The sequence below is a fragment of the Mycobacterium sp. E2497 genome, from assembly GCF_001668695.1.
Taxonomy (GTDB): Bacteria; Actinomycetota; Actinomycetes; order Mycobacteriales; family Mycobacteriaceae; genus Mycobacterium.
Genome location: NZ_LZKD01000261.1, coordinates 1 through 24,301, shown reverse-complemented (window position 1 = coordinate 24,301; position 24,301 = coordinate 1). Strand labels below are relative to the sequence as shown.

Annotated in this window: 21 protein-coding genes; 6 read left to right on the top strand and 15 right to left on the bottom strand. The window is 68.6% G+C overall.

Translation table 11 applies throughout. The annotated features are described in order from the left end of the window. Positions 1 to 432: 432 nt before the first annotated feature. A complete protein-coding gene (locus A5713_RS24635; protein WP_068098858.1) occupies positions 433 to 987 on the bottom strand; it encodes an NAD(P)H-dependent oxidoreductase in 555 nt (184 codons plus the stop codon). 93 nt (positions 988 to 1,080) lie between these two features. On the opposite strand from A5713_RS24635, the gene A5713_RS24630 reads away from it, so the two are divergent. Together A5713_RS24630 and A5713_RS24625 are read left to right on the top strand one after the other, a co-directional pair. Next, on the top strand, positions 1,081 to 1,689 hold the full coding sequence (locus tag A5713_RS24630) for a TetR/AcrR family transcriptional regulator (RefSeq protein WP_068098857.1): 609 nt from the start codon (positions 1,081 to 1,083) through the stop codon (positions 1,687 to 1,689). A gap of 6 nt (positions 1,690 to 1,695) precedes the next feature. Then, a complete protein-coding gene (locus tag A5713_RS24625; protein ID WP_068098856.1) occupies positions 1,696 to 2,739 on the top strand; it encodes a DNA polymerase IV in 1,044 nt (347 codons plus the stop codon). Here A5713_RS24625 and A5713_RS24620 read toward each other — a convergent pair. Both A5713_RS24620 and A5713_RS24615 read right to left on the bottom strand, forming a co-directional pair. Next, entirely contained in the window at positions 2,674 to 3,597 is a 924-nt protein-coding gene (locus A5713_RS24620; RefSeq protein WP_067923744.1) for an SDR family oxidoreductase, read from the bottom strand. The two genes, A5713_RS24625 and A5713_RS24620, sit on opposite strands and share 66 nt — an antisense overlap. 27 nt (positions 3,598 to 3,624) lie before the next feature. Then, a complete protein-coding gene (locus A5713_RS24615; protein ID WP_068098855.1) occupies positions 3,625 to 4,260 on the bottom strand; it encodes a TetR/AcrR family transcriptional regulator in 636 nt (211 codons plus the stop codon). Positions 4,261 to 4,374: 114 nt separating this feature from the next. Between A5713_RS24615 and A5713_RS24610 the strand changes: the two genes are divergently transcribed. After that, positions 4,375 to 5,853, top strand: coding sequence for a cytochrome P450 (locus A5713_RS24610; protein WP_068098853.1), 1,479 nt, complete (start codon positions 4,375 to 4,377; stop codon positions 5,851 to 5,853). A gap of 10 nt (positions 5,854 to 5,863) precedes the next feature. On the opposite strand, the gene A5713_RS24605 is transcribed toward A5713_RS24610, so the two are convergent. From A5713_RS24605 to A5713_RS24590, 4 genes are all read right to left on the bottom strand, one after another. Further along, positions 5,864 to 6,376 carry a homocitrate synthase gene (locus A5713_RS24605; protein WP_068098851.1) on the bottom strand — a complete coding sequence of 171 codons (513 nt, stop codon included), beginning with the start codon at positions 6,374 to 6,376 and terminating at the stop codon, positions 5,864 to 5,866. A 571-nt stretch (positions 6,377 to 6,947) separates the two neighbouring features. After that, positions 6,948 to 7,940 (bottom strand): sensor histidine kinase, encoded by a 993-nt coding sequence (locus A5713_RS24600; protein WP_068098849.1) that lies wholly within the window; start codon positions 7,938 to 7,940, stop codon positions 6,948 to 6,950. A 108-nt stretch (positions 7,941 to 8,048) separates the two neighbouring features. Next, complete coding sequence (locus tag A5713_RS24595) at positions 8,049 to 9,479, bottom strand: FadR/GntR family transcriptional regulator (protein ID WP_068098847.1); 1,431 nt, start codon at positions 9,477 to 9,479, stop codon at positions 8,049 to 8,051. Positions 9,480 to 9,512: 33 nt separating this feature from the next. Beyond that, positions 9,513 to 10,706 carry a thiolase family protein gene (locus A5713_RS24590; protein ID WP_068098845.1) on the bottom strand — a complete coding sequence of 398 codons (1,194 nt, stop codon included), beginning with the start codon at positions 10,704 to 10,706 and terminating at the stop codon, positions 9,513 to 9,515. A gap of 53 nt (positions 10,707 to 10,759) precedes the next feature. On the opposite strand from A5713_RS24590, the gene A5713_RS24585 reads away from it, so the two are divergent. Next, entirely contained in the window at positions 10,760 to 11,095 is a 336-nt protein-coding gene (locus A5713_RS24585; protein WP_068098843.1) for a Zn-ribbon domain-containing OB-fold protein, read from the top strand. A gap of 94 nt (positions 11,096 to 11,189) precedes the next feature. Here the strand turns inward: A5713_RS24585 and A5713_RS24580 are convergent, their stop codons facing one another. Further along, the gene (locus tag A5713_RS24580) at positions 11,190 to 13,355 is read right to left on the bottom strand and encodes an acyl-CoA dehydrogenase (RefSeq protein ID WP_068098839.1); all 2,166 of its coding nucleotides are present in this window, start codon (positions 13,353 to 13,355) and stop codon (positions 11,190 to 11,192) included. 111 nt (positions 13,356 to 13,466) lie between these two features. Next, positions 13,467 to 14,225, bottom strand: a complete 759-nt coding sequence (locus A5713_RS24575) for an SDR family NAD(P)-dependent oxidoreductase (RefSeq protein ID WP_068098837.1) — start codon at positions 14,223 to 14,225, stop codon at positions 13,467 to 13,469. A 121-nt stretch (positions 14,226 to 14,346) separates the two neighbouring features. Between A5713_RS24575 and A5713_RS24570 the strand changes: the two genes are divergently transcribed. Beyond that, on the top strand, positions 14,347 to 15,876 hold the full coding sequence (locus A5713_RS24570) for an ATP-dependent DNA ligase (RefSeq protein WP_068098835.1): 1,530 nt from the start codon (positions 14,347 to 14,349) through the stop codon (positions 15,874 to 15,876). 40 nt (positions 15,877 to 15,916) lie between these two features. Beyond that, positions 15,917 to 18,169 (top strand): carbon starvation CstA family protein, encoded by a 2,253-nt coding sequence (locus tag A5713_RS24565; RefSeq protein ID WP_068098833.1) that lies wholly within the window; start codon positions 15,917 to 15,919, stop codon positions 18,167 to 18,169. 5 nt (positions 18,170 to 18,174) lie between these two features. Here the strand turns inward: A5713_RS24565 and A5713_RS24560 are convergent, their stop codons facing one another. The 6 genes from A5713_RS24560 to A5713_RS24535 all read right to left on the bottom strand — a co-directional run. Further along, positions 18,175 to 18,642 carry a hypothetical protein gene (locus tag A5713_RS24560; RefSeq protein WP_231980655.1) on the bottom strand — a complete coding sequence of 156 codons (468 nt, stop codon included), beginning with the start codon at positions 18,640 to 18,642 and terminating at the stop codon, positions 18,175 to 18,177. A gap of 17 nt (positions 18,643 to 18,659) precedes the next feature. Beyond that, positions 18,660 to 19,229, bottom strand: a complete 570-nt coding sequence (locus tag A5713_RS24555; protein ID WP_068098831.1) for a mammalian cell entry protein — start codon at positions 19,227 to 19,229, stop codon at positions 18,660 to 18,662. Continuing rightward, complete coding sequence (locus A5713_RS24550) at positions 19,199 to 20,632, bottom strand: MCE family protein (RefSeq protein ID WP_068098829.1); 1,434 nt, start codon at positions 20,630 to 20,632, stop codon at positions 19,199 to 19,201. Before A5713_RS24550 ends, A5713_RS24555 begins: the two co-directional genes overlap by 31 nt. A 1-nt stretch (position 20,633) precedes the next feature. After that, positions 20,634 to 21,743 (bottom strand): MCE family protein, encoded by a 1,110-nt coding sequence (locus A5713_RS24545; protein ID WP_068098890.1) that lies wholly within the window; start codon positions 21,741 to 21,743, stop codon positions 20,634 to 20,636. A 26-nt stretch (positions 21,744 to 21,769) separates the two neighbouring features. Then, positions 21,770 to 23,056 carry a virulence factor Mce family protein gene (locus A5713_RS24540; protein WP_068098827.1) on the bottom strand — a complete coding sequence of 429 codons (1,287 nt, stop codon included), beginning with the start codon at positions 23,054 to 23,056 and terminating at the stop codon, positions 21,770 to 21,772. Further along, a partial coding sequence (locus A5713_RS24535) for an MCE family protein (RefSeq protein WP_068098826.1) occupies positions 23,053 to 24,301 on the bottom strand: 1,249 nt, incomplete at its 5' end. The genes A5713_RS24540 and A5713_RS24535, both read right to left, overlap by 4 nt.

Here is a 24,301-nt window from a genome sequence, read left to right as displayed (position 1 = left end):
ATTCCCGTCACGCGGCCGTCGGGGTCGAGTGACCCATCGAGCCGATTTCGGGTGGTGAACCAGGCCCCGGTCGGCCTGGTGAACCTGGGATCTGCCGGTGCTCGAAACACTACACCTAGTGGCCGACAAGATGACCAGATACAAGATGTTCTGAATAACATTTCTGAAATTCGCTGGTCGTAAGCCTTTCGGACGACACGCGCACGGCGTGTCGCAGGTCACATTCTTCGACGGAGCCGCCCATGCGAATCGTTGTATCACCGGCCACCGACATCTCCCGGCGACGCCCGCCAAAGCCGCCGCGTCGGGCCCGTCCGGGCCGCCGCCAGCAAAGCCGTCAGCAAAGCCGCCAGCCAATGGCTGGCGGCTTTGGCTATCCGGTTACCGCAACCTCGCTGGTCACCCGGTGACCGGCTTGTGAACTTCCGCCAATCAGCCGACTTCGGCGACCAGCTTCCCGACCGCATCGCGCACGTTCTCCGAGAGCTCGGCGTGCTCCGCGGGCGCCTTGCCCTCCAGCGTCTTGAACGGAACGGACAGCTTGATCGACTCGACCACCCGGGCCCCGGCGATCCCGAAGCCCTTTCGGGTGTCGTCGTGCGCCCACACCCCGCCGTACTGGCCGAAGGACCCTCCGATCACCGCCAGCGGCTTGCCCTTGAGCGCGCCGTCGCCGAACGGGCGGGACAGCCAGTCGATCGCGTTTTTGATGACGGCCGGGTAGCTGCCGTTGTACTCCGGGGTAACCACCAGCGCGGCGTCGGCGCCGGCGGCCGCCGCGCGCAGGGCGACCACCTGAGGCAGCTGCGGGACGTCGGCATTCATCGCGTCGTCGATCTCTTCGTTGTAGAACGGCAGCTCGGCGAGCCCCTCGAAAATCGTGACGGTCACGTCGTCGGGGGCGACCGCCGCCGCCAGCTCGGCGATCTGCCGGTTCACCGACGCCGCGCGTAGGCTTCCTACGAACGCCAAGATATTGGTTGTCACTTGTCGGAGTCCCTTCGGTCGTTGGTCTACATCTCCACAAGACCCAAAACCGGACTCTAGTCCGCTTTATTCCGGCGGCGCTAAAGTGCAGTCATGAGCGACCGGTTGGACGCGTTGACCGTGTTCGCCCCGCAGGCGGTCCACCAGGAGCGGGGCGACGCGGCGCGCAATCGGGCGCTCTTGCTCCAGGCTGCCCGAAACCTGATCGCCCAGCACGGCGCCGACGCCGTCACCATGGACGACATCGCCGCGGCCGCCGGGGTCGGCAAGGGCACGCTGTTCCGCCGGTTCGGCAGCCGCGCCGGCCTGATGATGGTGCTGCTCGACGAAGACGAACGAGCGAGTCAGCAGGCGTTTCTGTTCGGGCCGCCGCCCTTGGGGCCCGGCGCGCCGCCGACGGAACGGCTGGTGGCGTTCGGCCGCGAGCGGATCCGGTTCGCGCACACCCACTGCGAGCTGCTGTCGGCCGTCAACCGTGATCCGCAAAGCCGCCACAACGCGCCGGCGATGGTGCAACGCACCCACGTGCGGGTCCTGCTGAAGGCCGCCGAGTCCACCGGCAACCTCGATGTGCAGACCGACGCGTTGCTGGCGTTGCTGGACGTGGACTACATCGAACACCAACTCGCCGAGGGCGGCCACACCCTGCAGACGCTCGGCGACGCATGGGAAAGCCTGGCGCGCAAGCTCTGTGGACGCTGACCCGTCATGACCGCGTCGACGCCGAGCTGGGTTCTGCACGTCGACCTCGATCAGTTTCTGGCGTCGGTGGAGTTGCGCCGCCACCCCGAGCTGGCCGGGCTGCCGGTGATCGTCGGCGGTAACGGCGATCCGTCCGAGCCGCGCAAGGTCGTCACCTGCGCCTCCTATGAGGCCCGGGAATTCGGCGTCCACGCCGGTATGCCGTTGCGGGCGGCGGCCCGCCGCTGCCCCGAGGCGACGTTCCTGCCGTCGGATTCCGATGCCTACGACGCCGCCTCCCAACAGGTGATGGGGTTGCTACGCGACCTGGGACACCCGGTCGAGGTGTGGGGCTGGGACGAGGCGTACGTCGGGGTGGCCGGGGCCGACCCGAACGAAGTGGCCGAAGAGATCCGGGCGGTCATCTCGGCGGAAACCGGGCTGTCGTGCTCGGTCGGCATCAGCGACAACAAGCAGCGCGCCAAGGTGGCGACGGGCTTCGCCAAACCGGCGGGCGTCTTCGCGCTCACCGATGCGAACTGGATGACGATGATGGCGGACCGGCCGGTCGACGCGCTGTGGGGCGTGGGCCCCAAGACCGCGAAAAAGCTTGCCGCGCTGGGGATCACGACGGTGCGCGAGCTCGCGCACAGCGACGCCGAACTGCTGACGTCTGCGTTCGGTCCGCGCACCGGGCTGTGGCTGTTGCTGCTGGCCAAGGGCGGCGGTGACGCGCAAGTCAGCGCCGAGCCGTGGATCCCGCGCTCGCGCAGCCACGTCGTCACCTTCCCGCGCGACCTCACCGAACGCACCGAAATGGATTCGGCGGTCACGCAATTGGCCGAACAGGCGTTGACCGACGTGCTCGCGTCGGGCCGCATCGTGACGCGGGTGGCGGTCACGGTGCGGACCGCGACGTTCTACACCCGCACCAAGATCCGCAAGCTGGAGGCGCCGACCACCGATCGCGACACCATCGTCGCCGCGGCGCTGCGGGTGTTGGACTTATTCGAGCTCGACCGCCCGGTCCGGCTGCTGGGCGTGCGCCTCGAACTGGCCATGCCGGACTAGCGGCGCCGGCGCCGGCCGCAGCGCCCGGGTGAACACCACGTTCACCTGACGCATCGCCACGCTGTAGGGCCACCAGGCCAGCCGCTTGAAGGCATACAGCGCCCGGATGTCCGCCGAGGTGTAGATCAGGTAGCGGTTCTTGGCCACCCCGGCCAGGATCTTCTCGGCCGCCCTCTCCGGCGAGACGGCGTGGCCGCTGAAGCGGTTCACCCAGCGGGCCACCTTGGGGTCTTCGCGGTCCACGCCGGCGATCTCGACGGTCTGGACCAGCGGGGTGTTCACCGCGCCGGGCACCACGACCGACACCCCGATGCGGTGCCGCGCCAGGTCGAAGCGCAGCACCTCCGACAGCCCCCGCAGGCCGTACTTGCTGGCGCTGTAGGCCGCATGCCACGGGAGCGCGACCAACCCGGCGGCCGACGAGACGTTGACCAGGTGCCCGCCGTTGCGGGCCGCCACCATCGGCGGCACGAACGTTTCGATGACGTGGATCGGACCCATCAGGTTGATCGCGATCATCTTGGTCCACTGCTCGTGCGTGAGCCGGTCGACGGTGCCCCAGGCGGACACCCCCGCGATGTTGAGCACGACGTCCATGCTCGGGTGGTCCCGATGGATGTCGGCGGCGAACGCCGCCACCTCGTCATAGCTCGCGATGTCGAGGGCCCGATGCTCGGGCACCCGTGCGCCCAGCGCGCGGGCGTCGACCACCGTCCGCTCGAGCCCGTCCCGGTCACGGTCGGTGAGATAGAGCTCGGCGCCCTGGACCGCCAACCGCAGCGCGGTGGCGCGGCCGATGCCGCTGGCCGCCCCGGTGACCAGACACCGCTTTCCCGCGAAATATCCCTGCTGCCCCATTGCCGTGACGATACCGGCGGTAACGGCCTAGGGACGCCCGCTCCACAGCGCGTGCAGCCACAATCGCTCCAGCACGCGCACGCGGCGGTCGCGATCGCTGTCACGACCGGCCAGGATCGGGTCTCCGGTCAGCATCAGCGCGGTGGTACCGGCGAGGGTGCGGATCAACGTCGGCAGGTCGTCGCTGATCGGACTGGCGGTGCCGGCCTTCATCTCCGCCTCGACGATGGAGACGATCTGCCCCAGCACCACCTCGAACTGCTGGTCCATGAGATTACGGATCTCGACGTCGGTGTTGCGCGCCTCGTTGCACGCGGTCATCACCGGGTCGTTGTGCGCGTACACGGCGGCCGCGCTGCCGACCATGCGCTGGGCGAACTGCTCCGGCGACTCGCCGGGCTGGCGGGGGGCGAAGTCCTGCGTGAGCTCTTCGAGTTCCGCGGCGGCCTCGGCCATCAGCTGGGCCAGCACGGCGTACTTGGAGTCGAAATAGAAGTAGAAGCCGCTCCGGGCCACCCCGGCCCGGAGGCTGATCGTGCTGACCGACAGCTCCGCGAATGGCTTCTCCTGCAGCAGTTCCCGCACCGCCTGCAGGATCGCCTGGCGCTGCTTGTCGCCGCGTCGTTGCCCGCCCGGCTCGCCGGTGGCGGGGTGGCTGCTCATTCCCTGACCTTGCACCACGCCGGTCAAAAAGCAAACTTGACAGCCGTCAAGTTTTTTCCGAAGGTTATAAGACAGTGACGGCTGTCACCTCGGAGGGCACGCAAAGGAGCGTTCATGACCGCCACGATCAGCACCCCGCAGTACCTGCTGGACCAGGCTCGGCGCCGGTTCACCCCGACGCTCAACACCATCCCGGGGATGGGTGCGGTCGAAAAACGCCTGCTCGCCCACGACTGGGAAACCAAGGTCCTGGCCGAACCGCCCGTCGGTAGCGGCCTCAAGCCCGTGTTGGGCGACGCCGGCCTGCCGATCCTTGGGCACATCATCGAGATGTTCCGTGGCGGGCCGGATTACGCGCTGCACCTGTATCGCACCCGGGGCCCCCTGCACTTCCTCGACTCACCGATCATGCCGGCGGTCACCGCGCTCGGGCCCGACGCCACCCAGGCCGTGTTCTCGAACAAGAACAAGGACTTCTCGCAGAAGGGCTGGCACCCGGTGATCGGGCCGTTCTTCAACCGCGGCCTGATGATGTTGGACTTTGACGAGCACATGTACCACCGGCGCATCATGCAGGAAGCCTTCACCCGCAGCCGGCTGACCGGCTACGTCGAGCACATCGACCGCGTGGCGAGCGACATCGTCGCCAACTGGCCGACCAACGACGCACGTTTTCTGTTCCACCCGGCGATGAAGGAACTCACCCTGGACGTCGCCTCCCTGGTGTTCATGGGGCACGAGCCGGGCACCGACCACGACCTGGTCACGAAGGTCAATCAGGCGTTCACGATCACGACGCGGGCGGGCGGCGCGATCATCCGGCAGCCGGTTCCGCCGTTCAAGTGGTGGCGCGGGCTCAAGGCCCGCACGCTGCTCGAGGAGTACTTCGCCGAGCGGGTCAAGGAGCGGCGCCAGGCCACCGGCAACGACATGCTCACGGTTCTGTGCCACACCGAGGACGAGGACGGCAACAGCTTCACCGACTCCGACATCGTCAACCACATGATCTTCTTGATGATGGCCGCCCACGACACGTCGACGTCGACGACGACGACGATGGTCTACAACATGGCCGCCAAACCGGAGTGGCAGGAGCGGGCGCGCGAGGAGTCCGCCCGGCTCGGGGACGGGCCGCTGGACATCGAGGCGCTGGAGAAGCTGGAAACGCTCGAACTGATCATGAACGAGTCGCTGCGCATGGTGACGCCGCTGCCGTTCAACATGCGGCAGGCCGTCCGCGACACCGAGCTGCTCGGCCACTACATCCCGGCCGGCACCAACATCACGATCTGGCCCGGCATGAACCACCGCCTGCCCGAATTGTGGACGGACCCAGACAAATTCGACCCCGAACGCTTCGCCGAGCCACGCTCCGAGCACAAGAAGCATCGGTACGCCTTTGCGCCGTTCGGCGGCGGCGCGCACAAGTGCATCGGCATGGTGTTCGGTCAGCTCGAAGTCAAGACCGTCGTGCATCGGCTGCTGCGCCGCTACCGGCTGGAGCTGGCCCGGCCCGGCTATCAGCCGCACTGGGACTACGGCGGCATGCCGATACCGATGGACGGCATGCCGATCGTGCTGCGCCCGCTCTAGCCGACACGCGTCAGGCGATCAGCCGGTTGGCGCACGCGATCACCGCGCGCAGCGCCGACTGGGTTGGATCCTCCGCCCAGCCCATCGCCCATTCGACGCGGGCGCCGTTGCCGCCGCGGACGAACGTGGCGGTGTGCTCTGCGGAACGGAGCTGATGGAACCGGAGAATCTCCACCGGAACGCCGCGCTCGTGCAGCATCGCGCTCAGCGCCGCGATTGGACCGCCGGCCGCGGCGGTCGACACGCTGATGCGCTCCCCCACGGCGATCATGGCCTCGAAGGTGCGGACCTGCGGGCCCAGCCGTCCGTGGCCGTCGGTGCACGCCCAGTTGCGCAGGCGGACGGGGCCGGCCGTCTGGCCGTACGTCGCGACGAACCGCTCCCAGGACATCGCGGCCGCCGGCTCACGCAGACCGCGAGGTAGCGGGGCGTCGAATCGCCGGGCGAACCACTCGGTCGCGAGGCACGGGCTGGCCGGGTCGGTGTCGAAATCGAGATCGGGGAAAGCTTCGAGGGGGGTCATGGTGCCGGTCTTCTTCGGTCGAAGGAGTGACCGACGGCAGCAGCTTCCGACCCACAGCGGGGGGTCGGTCTGGGTCAGACCCCGCTGCGGGTGCTAGCTACTACGGCCTTCGTGAAGGCACGTTCGAGAAGACGCACGAGCGACGACATTAGCCGCTTACCCGCCTGACGTGCAAGTTTCGGCCGAGCGGCATATCGCGCCCACCCGTTTCGAAATTAATCGAAAATTTTGGTTTACTCGTGGCGAACAGCGGGTATGAAGCGGAAGCACCGCTCTTCAACGGCTGTGCAATTAACCCCCTCGAAGGATTGATGAAAGAAGGCTCATCATGAAGGCGAACCGCACCATGAAAACCCTGAAAGCTGCCGCAGCGGCCGCAGGCCTTATCACGGTGTTAGTAGTACCGACAGGATGTGCTTCATCGGCCGCCGGAAGCGGCGGGCTCGTTGGCGGCGGGGCAGCCGGCGGCGGCTGCATAGTCAGCGCGCTTGGCATCTGCGTCTAGCTGAAGCGACGAGCAACCCCCGGGACCGCTGCGTGGGGGACGGGTTTCCCGGGGGTTGCTCGGCGTTCAGCCCGTCGGGCCGGACGACGGCTCGAACCGCAGGTACGCCTGGATCGTCGTACCGCTGGCCGTGGTGTGCGTGCGGACCAGGTCCGAGATGGCGTTGACCAGATACAACCCGCGACTGGCGGGACCGCACGGCCCGGGGTCCAGGCGGCCCACCAGCGGATCCTCGAAGCATCCGGTGTCGCGCGCCTCGCACACCAGATACTCGTCGTCGCGCCAGAAGGCCAGTTGGCAGGCGCCGTCGGTGTACATCAGGCTGTTGCTGGCCAGCTCGGTGGCCACCAACTGCAGGTCCTCGATCGCGTCCCGGGACAACCCGACCCAGCCGGCGTAGTCGACGGCGAAGGACCGCGCCGGGCTGAGGTCCGCCGACTTCCTGACCACGTAGGTGACAGCCCCCGGATTAGCAGGTAGTGGGCGGTTGCAGCGCTGCAAGGCGGCATCGGGCGCGTAGTCGGCGCTGCGTTGGAGTTCGCCACCACCCCACAGCAGGGGGTGGGTGGCGCGGGCGTCCGCCAGCACGTCGTCGGCGAGCCGGCCGCCGTCGTAGAGACACAATCCGGTCACCTGGTAGCCGTCCATGGCCCCGTTGACCAGCGCCTCGTGCTCCACGCAGGCGACCAGTTCCTCGTCGCTGCGGCCCGGCCAGGCGAGTTGGCTGACGATCCGCACGCGCCGGTCGGGGTGGTCGTCGACGAAGGAACCCTCCATCGCCATGAGGCGGGTCGGGTTGCGGGCGACCTCGGTGATGTCCACCATGCGCAGAGCGTCCGGCGCCGTGCCGTCCGCGCTCAGCGCGTCGTGTAGCGACGCCAACATGTCGGCCGGGACCGCGATGAGCACGGCCTCGTCGAGGTCCAACCCTTCCCGCACGAAGCGGGTCACGAAATCCAAATACTCCTGCTGGGATTGGTAGATGAGCGCGGAGTGGACGAAGCCTAGCTTCCCGATCCCTGTGCCCGCCGTCACTCCAGCATGCTCACTCTCGATCACTAACGCCAACCCCCTGCTGGACCGGCCGTCTGCCTTCTCCCTCCCCAGTACCCGCGGCGGGGCTCCGCTATACCGCGCTGCAGATCACATCTGCGAACTCAGTACTTGCTAGAGCCACCACGAGGCGGCGGCGTCCAGATGACGGCGCACGCGATAGCGGGCCAGGCTGTCGTCGCCCGCCTCGACGGCGTCCGCGATCCGCAGGTGAGCGTGGTGGACGGCCAGGACGTCCGCCCAGGTCGGCGGGGCCTGCCCGGTGCTCGACCAGTGTCGGCGGAACAACTCGACGATGATGCGCAGGAACAGGTCGAGCAGCGTGTTGCCGGCCAGCTGCGCCAGTCCGACGTGGAACCGGAATTCCTCGACGGCGGCGTCGCCCACATCACCGGACGTTTCGCCGACCTCGGACCGATGGGCGGCCAGGAAGGCGGCCACCTCGGGTTCGCCGCGCCGCTTGACGACCTTGGCGACGTTGTCGATCTCGATCGCATCCCGGACGCAACGCAAGTCTTCGCGGCTCGGATCGCGGTACTGCAGGTACAAGGCGATGGTGTCGATGCTGGCCTGCGCCTGGGGTTTGGCGACGACGAGCCCACCGCCCGGCCCCCGGCGCATGTGCGCAACCGAGTGGTACTCGAGCAGCCTCACCGCTTCGCGGAGCACGGCGCGGCTCACCCGGTAGCGCTCCAGCAGCTCAGCCTCGGCGCCGAAGACCGAACCGACCTGCCAGCCGCCCGCCGCGATGTCGTCACCGATCGTGGCGGCCAGCATCTCGGCCAGCTTGCCGCGGGGCACCTCGGCGGTGAGCCGGCGCGGCTTACGCCGTCGGCCCGTGCTGCCCGGGTGATGGCGCTGCAGCCAGGCGGTCACGGCCTCGATGTGTCGTTCGCTGAGTGTCTTGGCCTGCGCCGAGTCGCCGGAAGTAACGGCTGCGACGATCTCGGCGTGGTCGACGTGCATCCGGTCGAGCGCCTCGACGGCCTCGCCGGCCGTGTCCGTCCGCGACTGTAGGGCGTATCGGGTGGTGAGCCGCATCAGGACGTCGATAAACAGTTGCAGGACAGGGTTTTTCGATTGCTCCGCCAGGGCGATGTGGAACTCGTCCCGCGGCGCCGGCAGCCCGGGTCTCCACTCTCGTTCGCCCGCCAACACCGCCCGCAGCCGCGCGATACCCGCTTCGTCGATGCGTTCGGCGGCCAGCGAAGCCGCCAACGGTTCGAGCACCAGGCGCGCGTTGAGCAGGTCGCCCAGGGTCGTGCCGAGGTGTTCGAGGTAGATGACGACGGCGCGGGTTGCGGGGCCGGCGTCGGGTTCGCAGATGATCAGCCCGCCGCCCGGCCCGCGGCGCATCCGGGCGACCTGATGGTGTTCGACGAGGCGGACTGCTTCGCGCAGCACCGAGCGACTCACCCCGAAGCGTTCCTGCAGGGCGTGTTCGGATCCCAGGGATTCGCCGGTGGCCCAGCCGCGGCGGACGATCTCCGCCTCGAGGTCCCGCGCGATCTTGGCGGCCAGTTTGCTCTCGTGGCCGGTACTCATGTCAGGTCCGACGATGCTCTCGCGCAAGGGCTTTCAGCATGTGAGCAGCATGCAGCCGGCGACGGGCCCGCCCCCCACGGACACCACGCCGACGTCCGGGCGCTGCGACACCTGCCGCTGCCCCGCCTCGCCGCGCAGCTGCAGGCATCCCTCGTGCAGCGCCCAGTAGCCGTGCATGCGCCCGGCGGACAGTTGGCCGCCGTAGGTGTTCAAGGGGAGCGCTCCGTCGCGGGCGATCCGCGCACCGCCCTCGACGTAAGGCCCGGCCTCGCCGTCGCCGCAGATGCCCAGCGCCTCCAGCCATGCGAGGGTGAGGTAGGTGAACCCGTCGTAGAGCTCGGCAACCTGGAGATCGGACGGCTTGAGGTCGGTGCGCGACCACATCTGGGCCGCCGCGTCCGACATCGCCATCTTCGGATAGTCGGCCCGATGGAACCAGCCCCCGGCGCCGTCGGCGCCGCCGATCGCCTCCACCGCCACCGGGCGGTGCGGGCAGTCACGCGCGTACTCCGCATGCGAGACCACCACGGCGATCGAGCCGTCGATCGGAACATCGCAGTCCAGCAGCCCGAACGGGGTGGACACCGGCCGCGCGCTGAGATAGTCGGCCATGGTCATCGGGTCGCGGTACACGGCGCGCGGATTCAACGCGGCGTTGCGCCTGCCGTTGAGGGCCACCCAGCCCAGCTGTTGTTTGGTGGTCCCGTAGAGCTCCATGTGGCGTCGGCAGTTGAGCGCCAACCAATTGGCCGCCGAGTAGGCGTTGGCCGCGACCAGGTCGTTGACGTCGTCCATCGCGCCTACGGCGGGACGTTCGGCGCCCTCCGGCGTCTCGAACATCCGCGCGAGTGGCGGCGCGGGCGCGTTCTCCTGCGGCTTCACCGGGACCGTGCCGCCGAGCATCTGGATGGTCCGGTACACCAGCACGTGGCGGGCGCGGCGCTCGGCGACCGCGCGGCACGCCGACATCACCGGGCTGAGCAGGCCGCCGGTGCCGAATCCGGATCCGCAGTCGGCCGCCTCGATCCGCAGTTGGGCGTTCACGTCTTCGGCGGGGGTGTCGCCCAGCGTCGCGATGCCGTCGATGTCGGAAGGGGCCAATCCGGCGTCGTCGATGGCGGACCGCACCGCTTCCATGGTCAGGTCCAGGCCCGCGATGCCGGTGCGACGGCCTATCCGCGAGATGCCGATACCGGACAGGATCGCGTCCTTCTCGAAATGCGTCATGCACACCGCCCGTCACACCATGCGTCGAACCAATTGAGTGTACTGTATTCGTCGTGCCGGACGCGCCGCTGCTCATCGAATACTGCGACGATTGCGCGCGCTGGGTGCATCCGGCGACCGGGAAGTGCCGCGCCTGCGGCCGCCCGCTGGTCGCGCGGCCGGTATCCGGACGCGGGACGGTGTTCACCTACACCGTCAACCACCATAAGTACAACCCGGAGATCCCCGTCCCGTACGTGATCGCCATTGTCGAACTCGCCGAGCAGGAAGGCCTGCGGGTGGCCGCCAATATCGTTGGCTGCGAACCCGAGTCGGTCACCTGCGGCATGCCCGTCGAGATCCTGCCGGAGAAGGGCAGCGGCGGAGCCCCGTTGTTCGCCCCCGTCTGATCCCGCTTCCCTTTCGCGCGAGCGTCCGCAAATTACCGGGTTTTGCGGCGTGTCGCTGTACAGACACGGTCGCTCGCGCAGGGGCACCGAACGGCTAGTTGATCAGCGGGTCGCGCGGCATGCCGAGGATCCGCTCGGCGATCTGGTTGCGGGTGACCTCCGAGGTGCCGCCGGCGATCGCCATGCCGCGGGCTCCCATCGCCAGCCGGCCCACGATCGCGCCGGGCCCGTCCATCAGCGCGACCTCCGGGCCGGCCAGCGCCGCCCAGATGGCGGCGCCGTCCACCATGTGTTCGGCCAGCTTCAGCTTGGTGATGTTGCCTTCCGGACCCGGCCCCGCGCCCTCGACGCTGCGGGCGGCGCGGCGCAGGTTCAGCAGCCGCAACGCGTGATCGTCGGCGAGGAAGGATCCGATTCGAACGGGCGCCCCCGCCAAGCGATCTGACTGCTGCTGAGCGAGTTGCACCAGGGTGGGCGCCAGCCCCTCGTAGAAGGACCCGCTGCCGCCGATGCTGACCCGCTCGTTGCCCAGCGTGGCGCGGGCCACCGTCCATCCCGAGTTGGGCGCCCCCACGACGTCCTCGTCGGGAACGAACACGTCGTTGAAGAACACCTCGTTGAATTCCGAGCCGCCGGTGATCTGCCGCAACGGCCGCACCTCGACGCCGGGGCCCTTCATGTCGATGATGACGGTCGTGATGCCGGCGTGCTTGGGGGCTTCGGGGTCGGTGCGCACGGTGGCCAGGCCGCGCGCGCAGTACTGGGCTCCGCTGGTCCAGACCTTCTGCCCGTTGATCTGCCAGCCGCCGTCCACCCGGGTGGCGCGGGTCTTGACCGACGCCGCGTCGGAGCCGGCCTCGGGTTCGGAGAACAGCTGGCACCAGATCTCTTCTTGGCGCAGCGCCTTCTCCACGAATCTTTCGATCTGCCAATCGGTTCCGTGCTGAATCAGGGTCAGGATCACCCACCCGGTGATCGAGTAGTCGGGCCGTTTGATGCCGGCCGCGCGGAACTCCTCCTCGATCACCAGCTGCTCCACCGCGTCGGCGGCGCGGCCCCAGGGCTTGGGCCAGTGCGGCATCACGTAACCGGTCTCGATGAGCTTGTCGCGTTGCGCCTCTTTGTCGAGGGCGGCGATCTCGGCCGCGTCGGCGTGGATCCTGGTGCGCAGTTGTTCGGCCTCGGGCGGCAGATCCAGGCTGTTCTCCCGCCGGGCGCCGGCGGCGGTGCGCTCGAAGACATCCCGGGCCGGCGCGTCGCCGCCGAACAGTGCCTGTATCACCAGGGCGCGGCGCAGGTGCAGGTGCGCGTCGTGCTCCCAGGTGAAACCGATGCCGCCGTGAACCTGAATGTTCAACTCGGCGTTGCGCGCGTAGGCGGGAAACGCCAGCGTCGCCGCCACCGCCGCGGCCAGCTGGAACTGGGCTTCGTCCTCCGACGCCGCGCGCGAGGCGTCCCACACGGCCGCGACCCCGGACTCGGCGGCCACCAGCATGTTCGCGCAATGATGCTTGACCGCCTGGAAAGTGGCGATGGTGCGCCCGAATTGCTGCCGCACCTTGGCATAGTCCACGGCGGCCTCTACGCAGTCCGCGGCGCCACCCACCGCCTCGGCGGCGAGCAACGTCCGGGCGCGGGCCAGCGCGGATGCCCGCGCGCCCACCAGGACGTCGTCGGCGCTGACGTCCACGTTTTCCAGGCGGACCCGGCCGGAGCGCCGGGTCGGGTCGAAGTTGTTCGGCACCTCGATCGACACGCCGGCGCGACCGCGCTCCAGCAGCAGCACGTCGTCGCCCGCCGCGATCAGCAACAGTTCGGCCAGGCCGGCGCCCAGCACGATTCCGGCGTCACCGTCGGCGATCCCGTTCGTGAGCCGCACCTGGCCGTCCAGGCCGATGCCCGCGGTGACGGTCCCGTCGACCAACCCGGGTAGCAGGCGCGACTTCTGTTCGGCCGAACCGTCTTTGGCGATCACCGCCGACGCGATGACGGTCGGCACGAACGGACCCGGCGCGACCGCGCGGCCGAGTTCCTCGACGACCACCACGAGTTCGGGCAACCCGAACCCCGAACCGCCGTGCTCTTCGTCGACATGCAGGCCGAGCCAGCCCAGCTCGACGAGGTTCTGCCAGAACGGCGGCCGCGATTCCTCGGCGGCGTCCAGCAGGGACCGCGCCGCCCAGCGGGCCTTCTGCGAGGTCAAAAACCCGCGGGCGACTTCGGCGAGTTCGCGATGGTCGTCGGTCAGTGCGATACCCATGAGGGGCCCTCCTCGCTACCGGCTGGGTGCCTGCCCCGCTTCGAGGGGAAGCGGGGCGGCTGCCTAAAGAGTGTACTTAATCCGGGGGAGGGCCACTCGCGGGGGTGGCTGCTACTTGGGCGCGAACCGCTGCCCGGCGTCGAGGCGCAGGCACTGGCCGTTGAGCATGGGGTTCTCCACGATGGCCGCCACCAGCTTGGCGTACTCGATCGGCCGGCCGAGACGCTTGGGGAAGGCGGCGTCCTTGGTGAGCGCCGCGGCGAATTCGTCCGGAATCCCCTGCGTCAATCCGGTCGCGAACAGGCTCGGTGCGATCGCCAGCACGCGGATTCCCAGCGAGCCCAGGTCGCGGGCCATGGTCAGGCACATGCCGGCGATCCCGGCCTTGGCGGCGGTGTAGGCCACCTGCCCGATCTGGCCCTCGAAGGCCGCGATCGAGGCGGTGTTGATGATGACGCCGCGCTCTTCGTCCTCGGGCTCGTTCTTGGCCATGTGCGCGGCGGCCAGCCGGCTGATGTTGAAGGTGGCGATCAGGTTCAGGTCGATCACGGATTGGAAGGACTCGAGGTCATGGGGACCGGACTTGGTCAGCGTCCGCTTGGCGATGCCGCCACCCGCAGTGGTGACCGTGACATGCAGGCCGCCCAGCTTGTCCACCGCGGTCTGCAGCGTCTCCTCGGTACCCTTGAAGTCCGTGACGTCGACCGGATAGAACGCGCCGCCGATGCCTTCCGCGACGGTCTTGCCGTCGGAACCCTCGCGGTCGAGCACCACGACGTCCGCCCCACGCTCGGCCAGCAGCTCCGCCGAGGCGCGACCCATCCCCGAGGCGCCGCCGATGACGACGACCTTCTTCCCGTTGATCTCCATCCGGACCCTTCCTTTCGGGTTATCAGATTCCTTGCAATCTGTAACGTTACGTAGGCACGCTAGCGTGTCCGTCCTTCAGGGTTGACCCCGCCTTGTCGGCGAGCCGTGCCAAGCTGATTCCGTGCTGCTTCTCGACGTGGCGACCACCTCGCTTGACGTGGGCGGGACGTCGTCGCGGCTGAGCAAGGTGGCCCACATCGCCGACCTGTTGCGGCGTGCGGCGGCCGACCCCGACGGCGTCGCGATCGTGGTGTCCTGGCTCTCCGGTGAGCTGCCCCAGCGCCAGATCGGGGTCGGGTGGGCATCGCTGCGGTCGCGGCCGCCGCCGGCATCGCACCCGACGCTGACCGTCGCCGGCGTGGACGCCCGCTTCTCGGAGATCGGAGCGGTGTCGGGCGAGGGGTCGCAGGCGCGGCGCGCCGAGCTGATCGCCGGCCTGTTCGCCGCCGCGACCGATGCCGAGCAGACCTTCCTGGTTCGGTTGCTCGGCGGCGAGCTGCGCCAGGGGGCGCTGACCGGGATCATGGCCGACGCGGTGGCCAGGGCCGCCGAACTCCCCCTCGCCGCGGTGCAGCGCGCCGCGATGCTGGGCGGGGACTTGCCGTCCGTGGCGGCCGCCGCCCTGGGCGGCGGGGCCAGGGCGCTGGACGCGTTCGCGCTGCGGGTCGGCCGGCCGGTGGGTCCGATGCTGGCACAGACCGCGACCGGGGTGGCCGATGCGCTGGAACGCCACGGCGGCACAACGATTTTCGAGGCGAAACTGGATGGGGCGCGGGTGCAGATCCACCGGTCCGGTGACCAGGTCACCGTCTACACCCGAAGCCTCGACGACGTCACCGCGCGGCTGCCGGAGGTGGTGGAGGCGACCCTGGCGCTGCCGGTGCGCGACCTCATCGCCGACGGTGAGGCGATCGCGCTGCGGCCCGACAACTCACCGCACCGCTTCCAGGTCACCGCGTCCCGGTTCGGCCGATCGGTCGACGTCGCGGCGGCGCGTGCGGCGCAACCACTCTCGGTGTTCTTCTTCGACATCCTGCACCGCGACGGCGCCGACCTGCTCGACGCGCCGACCGCCGAGCGGCTGGCCGCCCTGGACGCGCTGGTGCCGGCCGCGCAGCGGGTCGATCGGCTGCACACCTCGGACGCCGCCGAGGCTGCCGGGTTCCTGGACGCGACGCTGGCCGCCGGCCACGAAGGCGTGCTGGCCAAGGCGCCGGACGCGCCGTACCAGGCGGGCCGCCGCGGAGCGGGGTGGCTGAAGGTGAAGCCGGTGCACACGCTGGACCTGGTGGTGCTCGCGGTCGAGTGGGGATCCGGGCGACGCACCGGCAAGCTCTCCAACATCCACCTCGGCGCGCGCGAACCCGCCACGGGCGAATTCGTCATGGTGGGAAAGACTTTCAAGGGCATGACCGACGCCATGCTGGACTGGCAGACGGCGCGGTTCTCCGAACTCGCGGTCGCCGGTACCGACGGTTACGTGGTGCGGCTGCGGCCCGAGCAGGTGGTCGAGGTGGCGCTGGACGGTGTCCAGAAGTCCTCGCGCTACCCCGGCGGGGTCGCGCTGCGGTTCGCCCGGGTGCTGCGCTACCGCGACGACAAGGGCCCGGCCGAGGCCGACACCATCGACAGCGTGCGGGCGCTGTATTAAGACGGGCGGAGTTCGTTTCGCGCGCGTAGGGTTTTCGGCCGTGGCAGTCAAAGAGCACGACAAAGATGTCAGCTACATCCACACCGACGACGGGCTACCGCCCGTCGCGATCGTCGACCGCTCCCCCATCACCGGCCGGCACAAGATCTTCTTCGCCGCCATCGCCGTGATCGGCGCCGTCGCGTGGGCCATCATCGCGTTCGCGCGCGGCGAGACGGTGAACGCCGTCTGGTTCGTCGTCGCGGCGATCTGCACCTACGTGCTGGGCTTCCGGTTCTACGCCCGGCTGATCGAGATGAAGATCGTCCGTCCCCGCGACGACCACGCCACCCCGGCCGAAGTGTTCGAGGACGGCAGCGACTACGTGCCCACCGACCGGCGGGTGCTGTTCGGCCATCATTTCGCCGCCATCGCCGGGGCCGGGCCGCTCGTCGGTCCGGTGCTGGCCACCCAGATGGGTTACCTGCCCTGCAGCATCTGGATCATCCTCGGGGCGGTGTTCGCCGGCGCGGTGCAGGATTACCTGGTCTTGTGGATCTCCACCCGACGGCGGGGGCGTTCCCTGGGCCAGATGGCCCGCGACGAACTCGGCGCCACCGGCGGCGCCGCCGCCCTCGTCGGTGCGTTCGTCATCATGGTGATCATCATCGCGGTGCTGGCGCTGGTGGTGGTGCGGGGCTTGGCCCAGAGCCCATGGGGCGTGTTCTCCATCGCCATGACCATCCCGATCGCCCTCTTCATGGGCTGCTATCTGCGTTTCTTGCGGCCGGGGCGGGTGGCCGAGGTGTCGATCATCGGCTTCGTGCTGCTGATGCTGGCCGTGGCCTCCGGCAACTGGGTCGGCCAAACATCTTGGGGTGCAACATGGTTGAGCATCTCCCCGACCACGGTGGCCTGGCTCATCGTCGGCTACGGTTTCGTGGCATCGGTGCTGCCCGTGTGGTTGCTGCTGGCACCGCGCGACTACCTCTCCACGTTCATGAAGGTCGGGGCCATCGCCCTGCTCGCGGTCGGCATCTGTGCCTCGCTGCCACTCATGCAGGCGCCGGCGGTCTCGCGGTTCGCCGCTCGCGGGGACGGGCCGGTCTTCCCCGGTTCGCTGTTCCCGTTCCTGTTCATCACCATCGCGTGCGGAGCGCTGTCGGGGTTCCACGCGCTGATCTCCTCGGGGACGACACCCAAGCTGCTGGAGAAGGAGAGCCAGATGCGGCTCATCGGCTACGGCGGCATGCTCACCGAATCCTTCGTCGCCGTCATGGCGCTGATCAGCGCATCGATCCTCGACCAGCACCTCTACTTCGCCCTCAACGCCCCGCCCGCCCAAACCGGCGGCACCGCGGCCACCGCAGCGGACTACGTCAATCGGCTCGGCCTGAAGGGGATCCCCACCAGCGCAAGTCAACTCGGTCAGGCCGCCGCCGGGGTCGGCGAAAAGTCGATCGTGTCGCGCACCGGAGGGGCGCCCACGCTGGCATTCGGCATGGCGGAGGTGCTGCAACGGGTCTTCGGCGGGGCGGGCCTCAAGGCGTTCTGGTATCACTTCGCGATCATGTTCGAGGCACTGTTCATCCTGACCGCCGTCGACGCGGGCACCCGCGTCGCGCGTTTCATGCTGTCCGACACACTGGGCAACCTGGGTGGTCCACTGACCAAGCTGCGCAACCCGAGCTGGCGCCCGGGCGTCTGGCTCTGCAGCCTGGCGGTGGCCGCTGCCTGGGGCAGCATCCTGCTGATGGGCGTGACGGACCCGCTGGGCGGAATCAACACCCTGTTCCCGCTGTTCGGCATCGCCAACCAGCTGCTCGCCGCCGTCGCGCTGACCGTGATCACGGTGGTGGTGATCAAGAAGGGCCTGCTGAAGTGGGCTTGGATTCCCGGTATTCCGCTGCTGTGGGATTTGGCCGTCACGCTCACCGCGTCGTGGCAGAAGATCTTCTCCTCAGATCCCAATGTCGGTTACTGGACGCAGCACTTCCAGTATCTGGCGGCCCGCAACGCCGGCAAGACGTCATTCGGTTCGGCCAAGAACGTTCATCAGCTCGACGACGTCATCAGGAACACCTTCGTCCAGGGCACCCTGTCGGTTCTGTTCGCACTGGTCGTGGTCGTTGTGCTGATCGTCGGGATCATGGTGTCTTATCAGGCGATTCGCGGCCGAGGCCGGCCGCTGACGGAGGATGAGCCGATACCGTCGAAGTTCTTCGCGCCGTCGGGTCTGGTTACCACGGCCAGCGAACGCGCGGTGCAGAGGCAGTGGGATGCGGCCAGCACCGTTGCCGCGAACAAAGATTGACACCCCTAAACCGGATCGAACCCGGAGATCAACCAGCGGCCCCCGACCTTGTCCAGCGTGACCCGGACGCTGGACGCCGTGTATGCGGGCGCGTCGGCGCCGACGATTGTGGTCTGGTTGACGAACAGCAGGACGACGCCGTGGTCGGGCCCCTCCGACACCGACGCCGCAGACTGGACGGTGGCCAGCGCGGAGATATGCCGCTGCTTCGAACCGGGGATGACGACGTCCCGGGTCAGCGACGTGTAGGTGTCCTTGAACCGCCCGGTCAGCCGCTCACGCGCGGCGCCCAGGTCGCGCTCGACCGTGTCCGGCCGATAGGTCAGCAGGGCAGCGGTGCCCTCACGCGCCGCCCGGGTGGCCTCGATGCGACCCCGGTCGGCGTCGGCGATCGACGAACCCTGCCACTTCAGCACTCCGGCGCCTGACGCAAGCGACAGCGCCAGCCCCGGCAGCACAGCGTATGCCAGCACCCGAGACCAGTTGTTTCTCAAGGCACGAACTCCACGTTCGACACCTTCGCCTCGCCGCCGACCTTGACGACGGAGAGCCGCATCCGCCAGGCGTGCGGCTGCTGTTCGGCCGCCGCGGCGTTCGACGTGCGGACCGTCACAGCGACCAGGACCTCGGCGCGGTCGCCGGACTGCGATTCGATGCCCGCTTCCGTCACCGTTCCGACAGACCTCGACCGGGTTCGCAACACCACGTCGATGAAGGGCTGCGAACGTCTGGAGAAGTTGTCGTAGAGCTGCCCGGTCGCACCGGCCAGGATGCGTTGCACGTCGGCGTCGGCTTGACGGAAGTCGACCGTGGTGAGGTTGACCGCAGCTTGGCGACCGGCCCGCAGAAAAAGCATGCGCTGCTCCTGGTCCTCATGCGCCCGGTGAGCACGCAGCCCAACCCACCCGATCAGCCCGATCAGCGCGCAGACGATGACGAGTCCGATGGTCAGCGTCAACCGGATCGGAGCGGCGTCGCGCTGCCGCTCCTGCTGCTTCGAGCCGTCGCCGACTTCCGCAGGGGGCCCGGTCAATTCGGCGGTAGCAACATCGTCTGCCATGTGCGCTCCTTTCCACCGGCGGTGGCCAGATCCGATTGCGTGTAGACATGCCCGTCAGGGCCGACGTAGGTGCCGGTGGCCGGGTCGTACTCGGCCGCCGGGATCGGCACCGGGGCCGGAACGGGCGGAGCCGGCGGACGCGGCTGCGGAACGGGCTGACCCGAAAGCGTCGCGTTCGGGTCGCCTTTCCAGTTGTAACCGTCGTTGAGCGGAACGTAGCTGTCGTCGCTCTCGCACATCTGGACCGTCGGGGACCGCTTGCCCGGGTGGCCCACGCACGGGGTGTTGCGGACGCCGCGGACGTTTTGCGCGGAGTCCTGCGGCACCCGGCAATACAGGTCGCCCGCGGGGCGGTCCGGGTAGTCCTCCCACGACGGAACCCGCTGCTGCTGGGCGGGCAGGAAGCCGGTCAGACACGGTGGCGGCAGGTTCAGTCGCAGGTTGAAGCTCAGGAAGGCGCCCTTGTAGCCCTGCTTGGTGTTCCTGTTCGGGACGTTGATCGCCTGGATCGTGGCCACCGCCTGGGGAAGTAGGACCAGCAGCTGCTCGAGGCCGGCGTGATAGGTCAGCGCCACCTGCCCGACGCCGATCAGGTTGGCCAGCACGACCGGCAGCGTCGGGTTTACCCGTTCCAAGAGCTGTTGGACTTCCCCGACGGCCGGCGCGCCTTGCTCCAACACGCGCCGGAGGGCGGCGTCGCTTTTCTGAACGCCGCGGGTGAGCTCGGCCAGGTGCGCGGCCCACGCCCGTACCGCATCCGAGGTATCGGTCTGCGTGTCGAGCACCGGCTTGGAGTCGTCGATGAGGGTGAGCAGCGCACCGAGGTTCTTTCGCGCCTCGATGGACAGCGAGCTGGCGCCGGCCACGAGCCGGGACAGGTCCGGACCGAGCCCACCGACGGCGGTGGACGCCTCGTCGACGACGGTCTTGAGGTCCCCACGCGGGACCGACTCCAAGCCCCGGTTCGCCGCATCCAGCATCGTGTCCAAGTCGGGCGGCACCGACACGCGATCGGCCCGGATCACGTCGCCGTCCCGCAGCGGGGGCGAATCCCTGCGCGGCAGCAGGGCGATGTATTGCTCCCCCACCGCCGATTGGCTGTGCACCTGTGCATCGAGGTCCGCCGGGATGTCGATGCCCGACTTCAGCGAGAGCACCGCCGCGACGCCGGCATCGGTCAGACGCACGCTGTCGACCCGGCCGACTTCGGTGCCGCGATAGGTGACGTTGCCGCTGGGGTATAGACCCGCGGCCTGCGGCAGCTCGACGGTGACCCGATACCGTCCGATGCCGACCATGGCCGGCACCTGGATATAGCCGAACACCATCACGGCGCCGCCGATCAGCGCGACGATCACGAAGATCGCCAACTGGACGAGGACTCGTCTGGACAAGGGCGGCATGTCAACGGCCCTGATCCCAATGATACGGCGCGACAAGCGGATTGCCGGCGGTGTACGGGCTCGGCATCTGGCCGATCGTGCGACCCCACTGCAGCTCCAGCTCCGTCAAATTGCCCTCGAAGCGGGTGCCGGTGAGAAATGACGCGTCGAGCCGACTCAGCGTCAGGTCGATGATGGCCGTCAGATTGGCGTAGTCCCCGCGGGCCCACTTGCTGATGGTCTCCTTCGGGAAGGGATAGGTGGCGAGCAGGCTCAACGCGCGGGTCATGGCGGGACCCGCGTTGGCCAGCGATTCCAGCACCGGCGCCAGATCGTTGAGCTCTTTGACCAGAGCGTCCTTGGTCTGCCGTGTCGAATCAGCAACCAGCGCACTGAATTTGCCGAATTGATCCAGCGCCTCCACCAGGGTCTGTCGCTCGTCGGCCAGGGTGCGAAGCGCGGCCGGGATGGCCGTCAGCGCCCTGTCCATCACCGGCTTCTGATCCGCGAACTGGCCGACCAGGGCGTTGACGCTCTCGGCGGCGGCGATGATGTCGCCGGTCTGGTCGGCCACGTGGCCGGTGAAGGTGTCGAGCTGGGCTATCAGGCTGCGGAGGTCGTCGGCGCGTCCGGCCAGCGCGGTGCTCAGCGACTGGGTGATGTCCTGAATCTGGCCGATCCCACCGCCGTTGAGCAACAACGAGATAACGGCGAGGGTCTGCTCCGTCGACGGGTAACTGCCGGCCGACGACAGGGCAATCAGCGACCCCTCCCGCAGCCTGCCCCGGGGCGGGACGTCGGTGGGCGGCGCGAGCTCGACATGCAGGGAACCCAGCAGGCTGGTTTGGCCGATCGTTGCCGTCGCGTTCGCCGGCAGGTCGACATCGCCGTCGAGCCGGATCGTCAGCAGCGCATGCCAGCCCTGCCGCTCGATCCTGGTGACATTGCCGACGGTGACGTCACCGACCTGCACACGCGAGTTCTGTTCGAGGGTGCCCACGTCGGGCAGTTGCGCCTGGATCGTGAACGCCCCGGGGCCGCGTCCGGCGGTTCCCGGCAGCGCGACCGAGTTCAGGCCGCGCCAGCCGCAGCCCGCCGGCGCGACCATCATCAGCACCGCCAGCAAGCCCATCGCGGCGCGACGCAGGACCCCGGCCGTCACGATCCACCCTCGGTCGGCAGCATCAACCCGCGCAAGCCGTCGGCGGGATTGGTCGGGTGCACCCGGGCCGGCGCGGCCGGGACGCCCGAGCTTCCGCCGGGATTCGGCTGCGGCGGAACATAATCCGGGCGCATCCAGTCCTCGCTGTAGGTCACCTCGTTCGGGCGCGCCGTGGCGCCGACCACTAGGTTCTCGCCCAGCGGCGGGAAGTTGTACTGACGGTTCTTGATGATCGGGGCCAGGTACTGAACGCACAGCTTCGCCGACTGGTCCCAGCCCAGGCGCGACGCCGCCTGTATCGCCCCGCACAGGAAGGCGACGGGATTGGCGAAGTTGGCGAACGCCGGCGCACCGCTCAGCGTGCCTTGCGCGGGCTGATAGATGTTCATGAAGTTCTGCAGCTCGGTGGGGGCGATGTGCAGGGCCTGCCTCAAGTCGTCGAGGCTGTTGTTCAGCGCCGTCGACACCGACGCCAGCCTGTCCGACGTCGTGCCGAGCGCTTCCCGGTTGTCGGCCACGAAGGTCCGCACGTCGCCGACGACGTCGGAAAGTGCCGTGAGCGCCTTGGCGACCTCGTCGGGGTCGTTGGTCAGCAGGCCGGTGACCGACGCCAGGTTCTGATTCAGCTGCCGCATCAGGTCACCACTGCTCTGCAACGCCGAAACCAGAATCGACAGGTTCTTCACCGTGCTGAACAGATCGTCGCTGTGGTCGCCGAGCGCCGAAACCGCTTGGGAGAGTTTGACGATGGTGTCACGGATGGACACTCCCTGGCCGCGCAGGTTGTTCGCGGCGGTCGTGACCAGCGACCCGAGGGGGCTCAGGCCGCCGTGTGTCGGCTGCAGCATCTGGGTGAGCTTTTCGAGGTCCTGACGCAGGTCGTCCCACTCCACCGGGACCGCGGTGCGGGTCTGCGGGATCACGGCGCCGTCTTGCATCCGCGGGCCGCCGGTGTAGGCGGGGGTCAGTTGGATCGCCCGCGCGGTAACCAGGGACGGCGACAGGATCACGGCCTTGGCGTCGGCGGGCACCTGGTATCGGGCCTCATACCAGAAGGTGATCTTGACGACCTCGGGTTGCGGCTCGATCTTCTTGATGTGACCGACCGCCACACCCAGGATGCGCACCTCGTCGCCCACGAAGATGCCGTTGCTGTTGGTGAAGTAGGCGACCACCGTGGTGGTGCGGCTCACCGCGGACGAGTGCCAGGCCACCGCGGCACCGGCGAGCAAGGTCAGCACCAGCGCCGCAGCCAGGGCGATCCTGGCGTTGTGGCGGTTCATCTTTCACCGGCTTTCGGTGGCGACGGCGGTTCACCCGGCGCCGGCACGTATACCGGCGACGGTGAAGGAGGCGCCGGGGGCGGGGCCGTCTGCCCCGGGGCGATCGGCGGTGGCCCCGGCGGCGGTCCGCCCGGCGGCGGCGCGGGGGGCGGCTCACGGTAGGGGTAGCGCGGATCACCGGGATTGCCGGTGATCGCGTCCGGGAGGTTCAGCCTCGGATCGCCGCCCTGACCCGTGCGCGGGAACGGCACCGGCAGGGCGGGTGTTCCCGGCTGACCGACCTGCGGGTCGGTGAGTTGCGACGGCAGCAGCACATTCGGGTCCAGGCCCAGGTCGGAGAACGCGGCGTCGACGAATGGTTGGATGAACTGACCGGGGATCAGGTTGGCGATGTAGAAGTTGAACCACGGACCGCTGGACATCGATTCGCCGAGCGACAGCGCATAGTCATCGAACTTCCTGATCGCCTGCCGCACTCGTTCTTTGCGGTTGTCGACGATGGTCAAGACCTCGTTGAGCTTGTCCAGTGCCGGCTTGAGGGTCTGGCGGTTGTCGGCGATGAGCCCTTTGATCTGCCGGCTCACCGCCGCGATGTTGCCCGAGATCTGGTCCAGCGCGCGGCTCTGGCTCTGCAACTCGGCGAGCAGGGCGTTGGTGTCGGTGACCAGACGGGCGATCTGGTCGCTGCGTTCGCTCAGCACGGTGGTGGCTTTGTTGGCGTTGGCCAGGAGATTTCGCAATTGCGTGTCGCGGTCGCTTAACGTCTGTGAGAACCGCGCGACGCCGGCTACCGCGATCTTCAGGTCGGCGGGGGTGTCGGAGAAGGTGTCCGCCAGCACCGCCAGTGATTCGGACAGCCGGTTGGTGTCGATCCCGCTGATGGCGGCGCCGAGGTCGCCGAGCGCGTCGGGCAGCTGGTAGGGCGCGTGGGTGTGCTCGAGCGGGATCGGCCCGGACAGCCTGCCGTCGCCGCGGGTGGTGATCTCCAGGATCTTGGCGCCCAGCAGGCTCTTGGTCTTGATCGATGCCTCGCTGCGATCCCCGATCCGGATGTGCTTGTCCACCTCGAACGTGACGAGCACCCGCGGGCCGTCGAGCGCGATGCTGTCCACCGTGCCCGCCTTCAGACCCGAAACCTGCACGGCGGCACCCGTTAACAGCCCGCCCGCCTCGGCGAAGTATGCCGAATATTGCCTGCCCGATTTGAACAAGGGCAGCTTGTCGTAGGTCAGCGACACCGCCACC

Bases quoted from the DNA above. Each gene is read 5' to 3' on its own strand.
- A5713_RS24630 (WP_068098857.1), top strand. From the start codon at position 1,081: ATGAGCGACCGGTTGGACGCGTTGACCGTGTTCGCCCCGCAGGCGGTC.
- A5713_RS24615 (WP_068098855.1), bottom strand. From the start codon at position 4,260: ATGAGCAGCCACCCCGCCACCGGCGAGCCGGGCGGGCAACGACGCGGC.
- A5713_RS24610 (WP_068098853.1), top strand. From the start codon at position 4,375: ATGACCGCCACGATCAGCACCCCGCAGTACCTGCTGGACCAGGCTCGG.
- A5713_RS24580 (WP_068098839.1), bottom strand. From the start codon at position 13,355: ATGGGTATCGCACTGACCGACGACCATCGCGAACTCGCCGAAGTCGCC.
- A5713_RS24575 (WP_068098837.1), bottom strand. From the start codon at position 14,225: ATGGAGATCAACGGGAAGAAGGTCGTCGTCATCGGCGGCGCCTCGGGG.
- A5713_RS24545 (WP_068098890.1), bottom strand. From the start codon at position 21,743: ATGGGCTTGCTGGCGGTGCTGATGATGGTCGCGCCGGCGGGCTGCGGC.
- A5713_RS24620 (WP_067923744.1), bottom strand. From the start codon at position 3,597: ATGGGGCAGCAGGGATATTTCGCGGGAAAGCGGTGTCTGGTCACCGGG.
- A5713_RS24550 (WP_068098829.1), bottom strand. From the start codon at position 20,632: ATGCCGCCCTTGTCCAGACGAGTCCTCGTCCAGTTGGCGATCTTCGTG.
- A5713_RS24605 (WP_068098851.1), bottom strand. From the start codon at position 6,376: ATGACCCCCCTCGAAGCTTTCCCCGATCTCGATTTCGACACCGACCCG.
- A5713_RS24625 (WP_068098856.1), top strand. From the start codon at position 1,696: ATGACCGCGTCGACGCCGAGCTGGGTTCTGCACGTCGACCTCGATCAG.
- A5713_RS24555 (WP_068098831.1), bottom strand. From the start codon at position 19,229: ATGGCAGACGATGTTGCTACCGCCGAATTGACCGGGCCCCCTGCGGAA.
- A5713_RS24595 (WP_068098847.1), bottom strand. From the start codon at position 9,479: ATGAGTACCGGCCACGAGAGCAAACTGGCCGCCAAGATCGCGCGGGAC.
- A5713_RS24590 (WP_068098845.1), bottom strand. From the start codon at position 10,706: ATGACGCATTTCGAGAAGGACGCGATCCTGTCCGGTATCGGCATCTCG.
- A5713_RS24540 (WP_068098827.1), bottom strand. From the start codon at position 23,056: ATGAACCGCCACAACGCCAGGATCGCCCTGGCTGCGGCGCTGGTGCTG.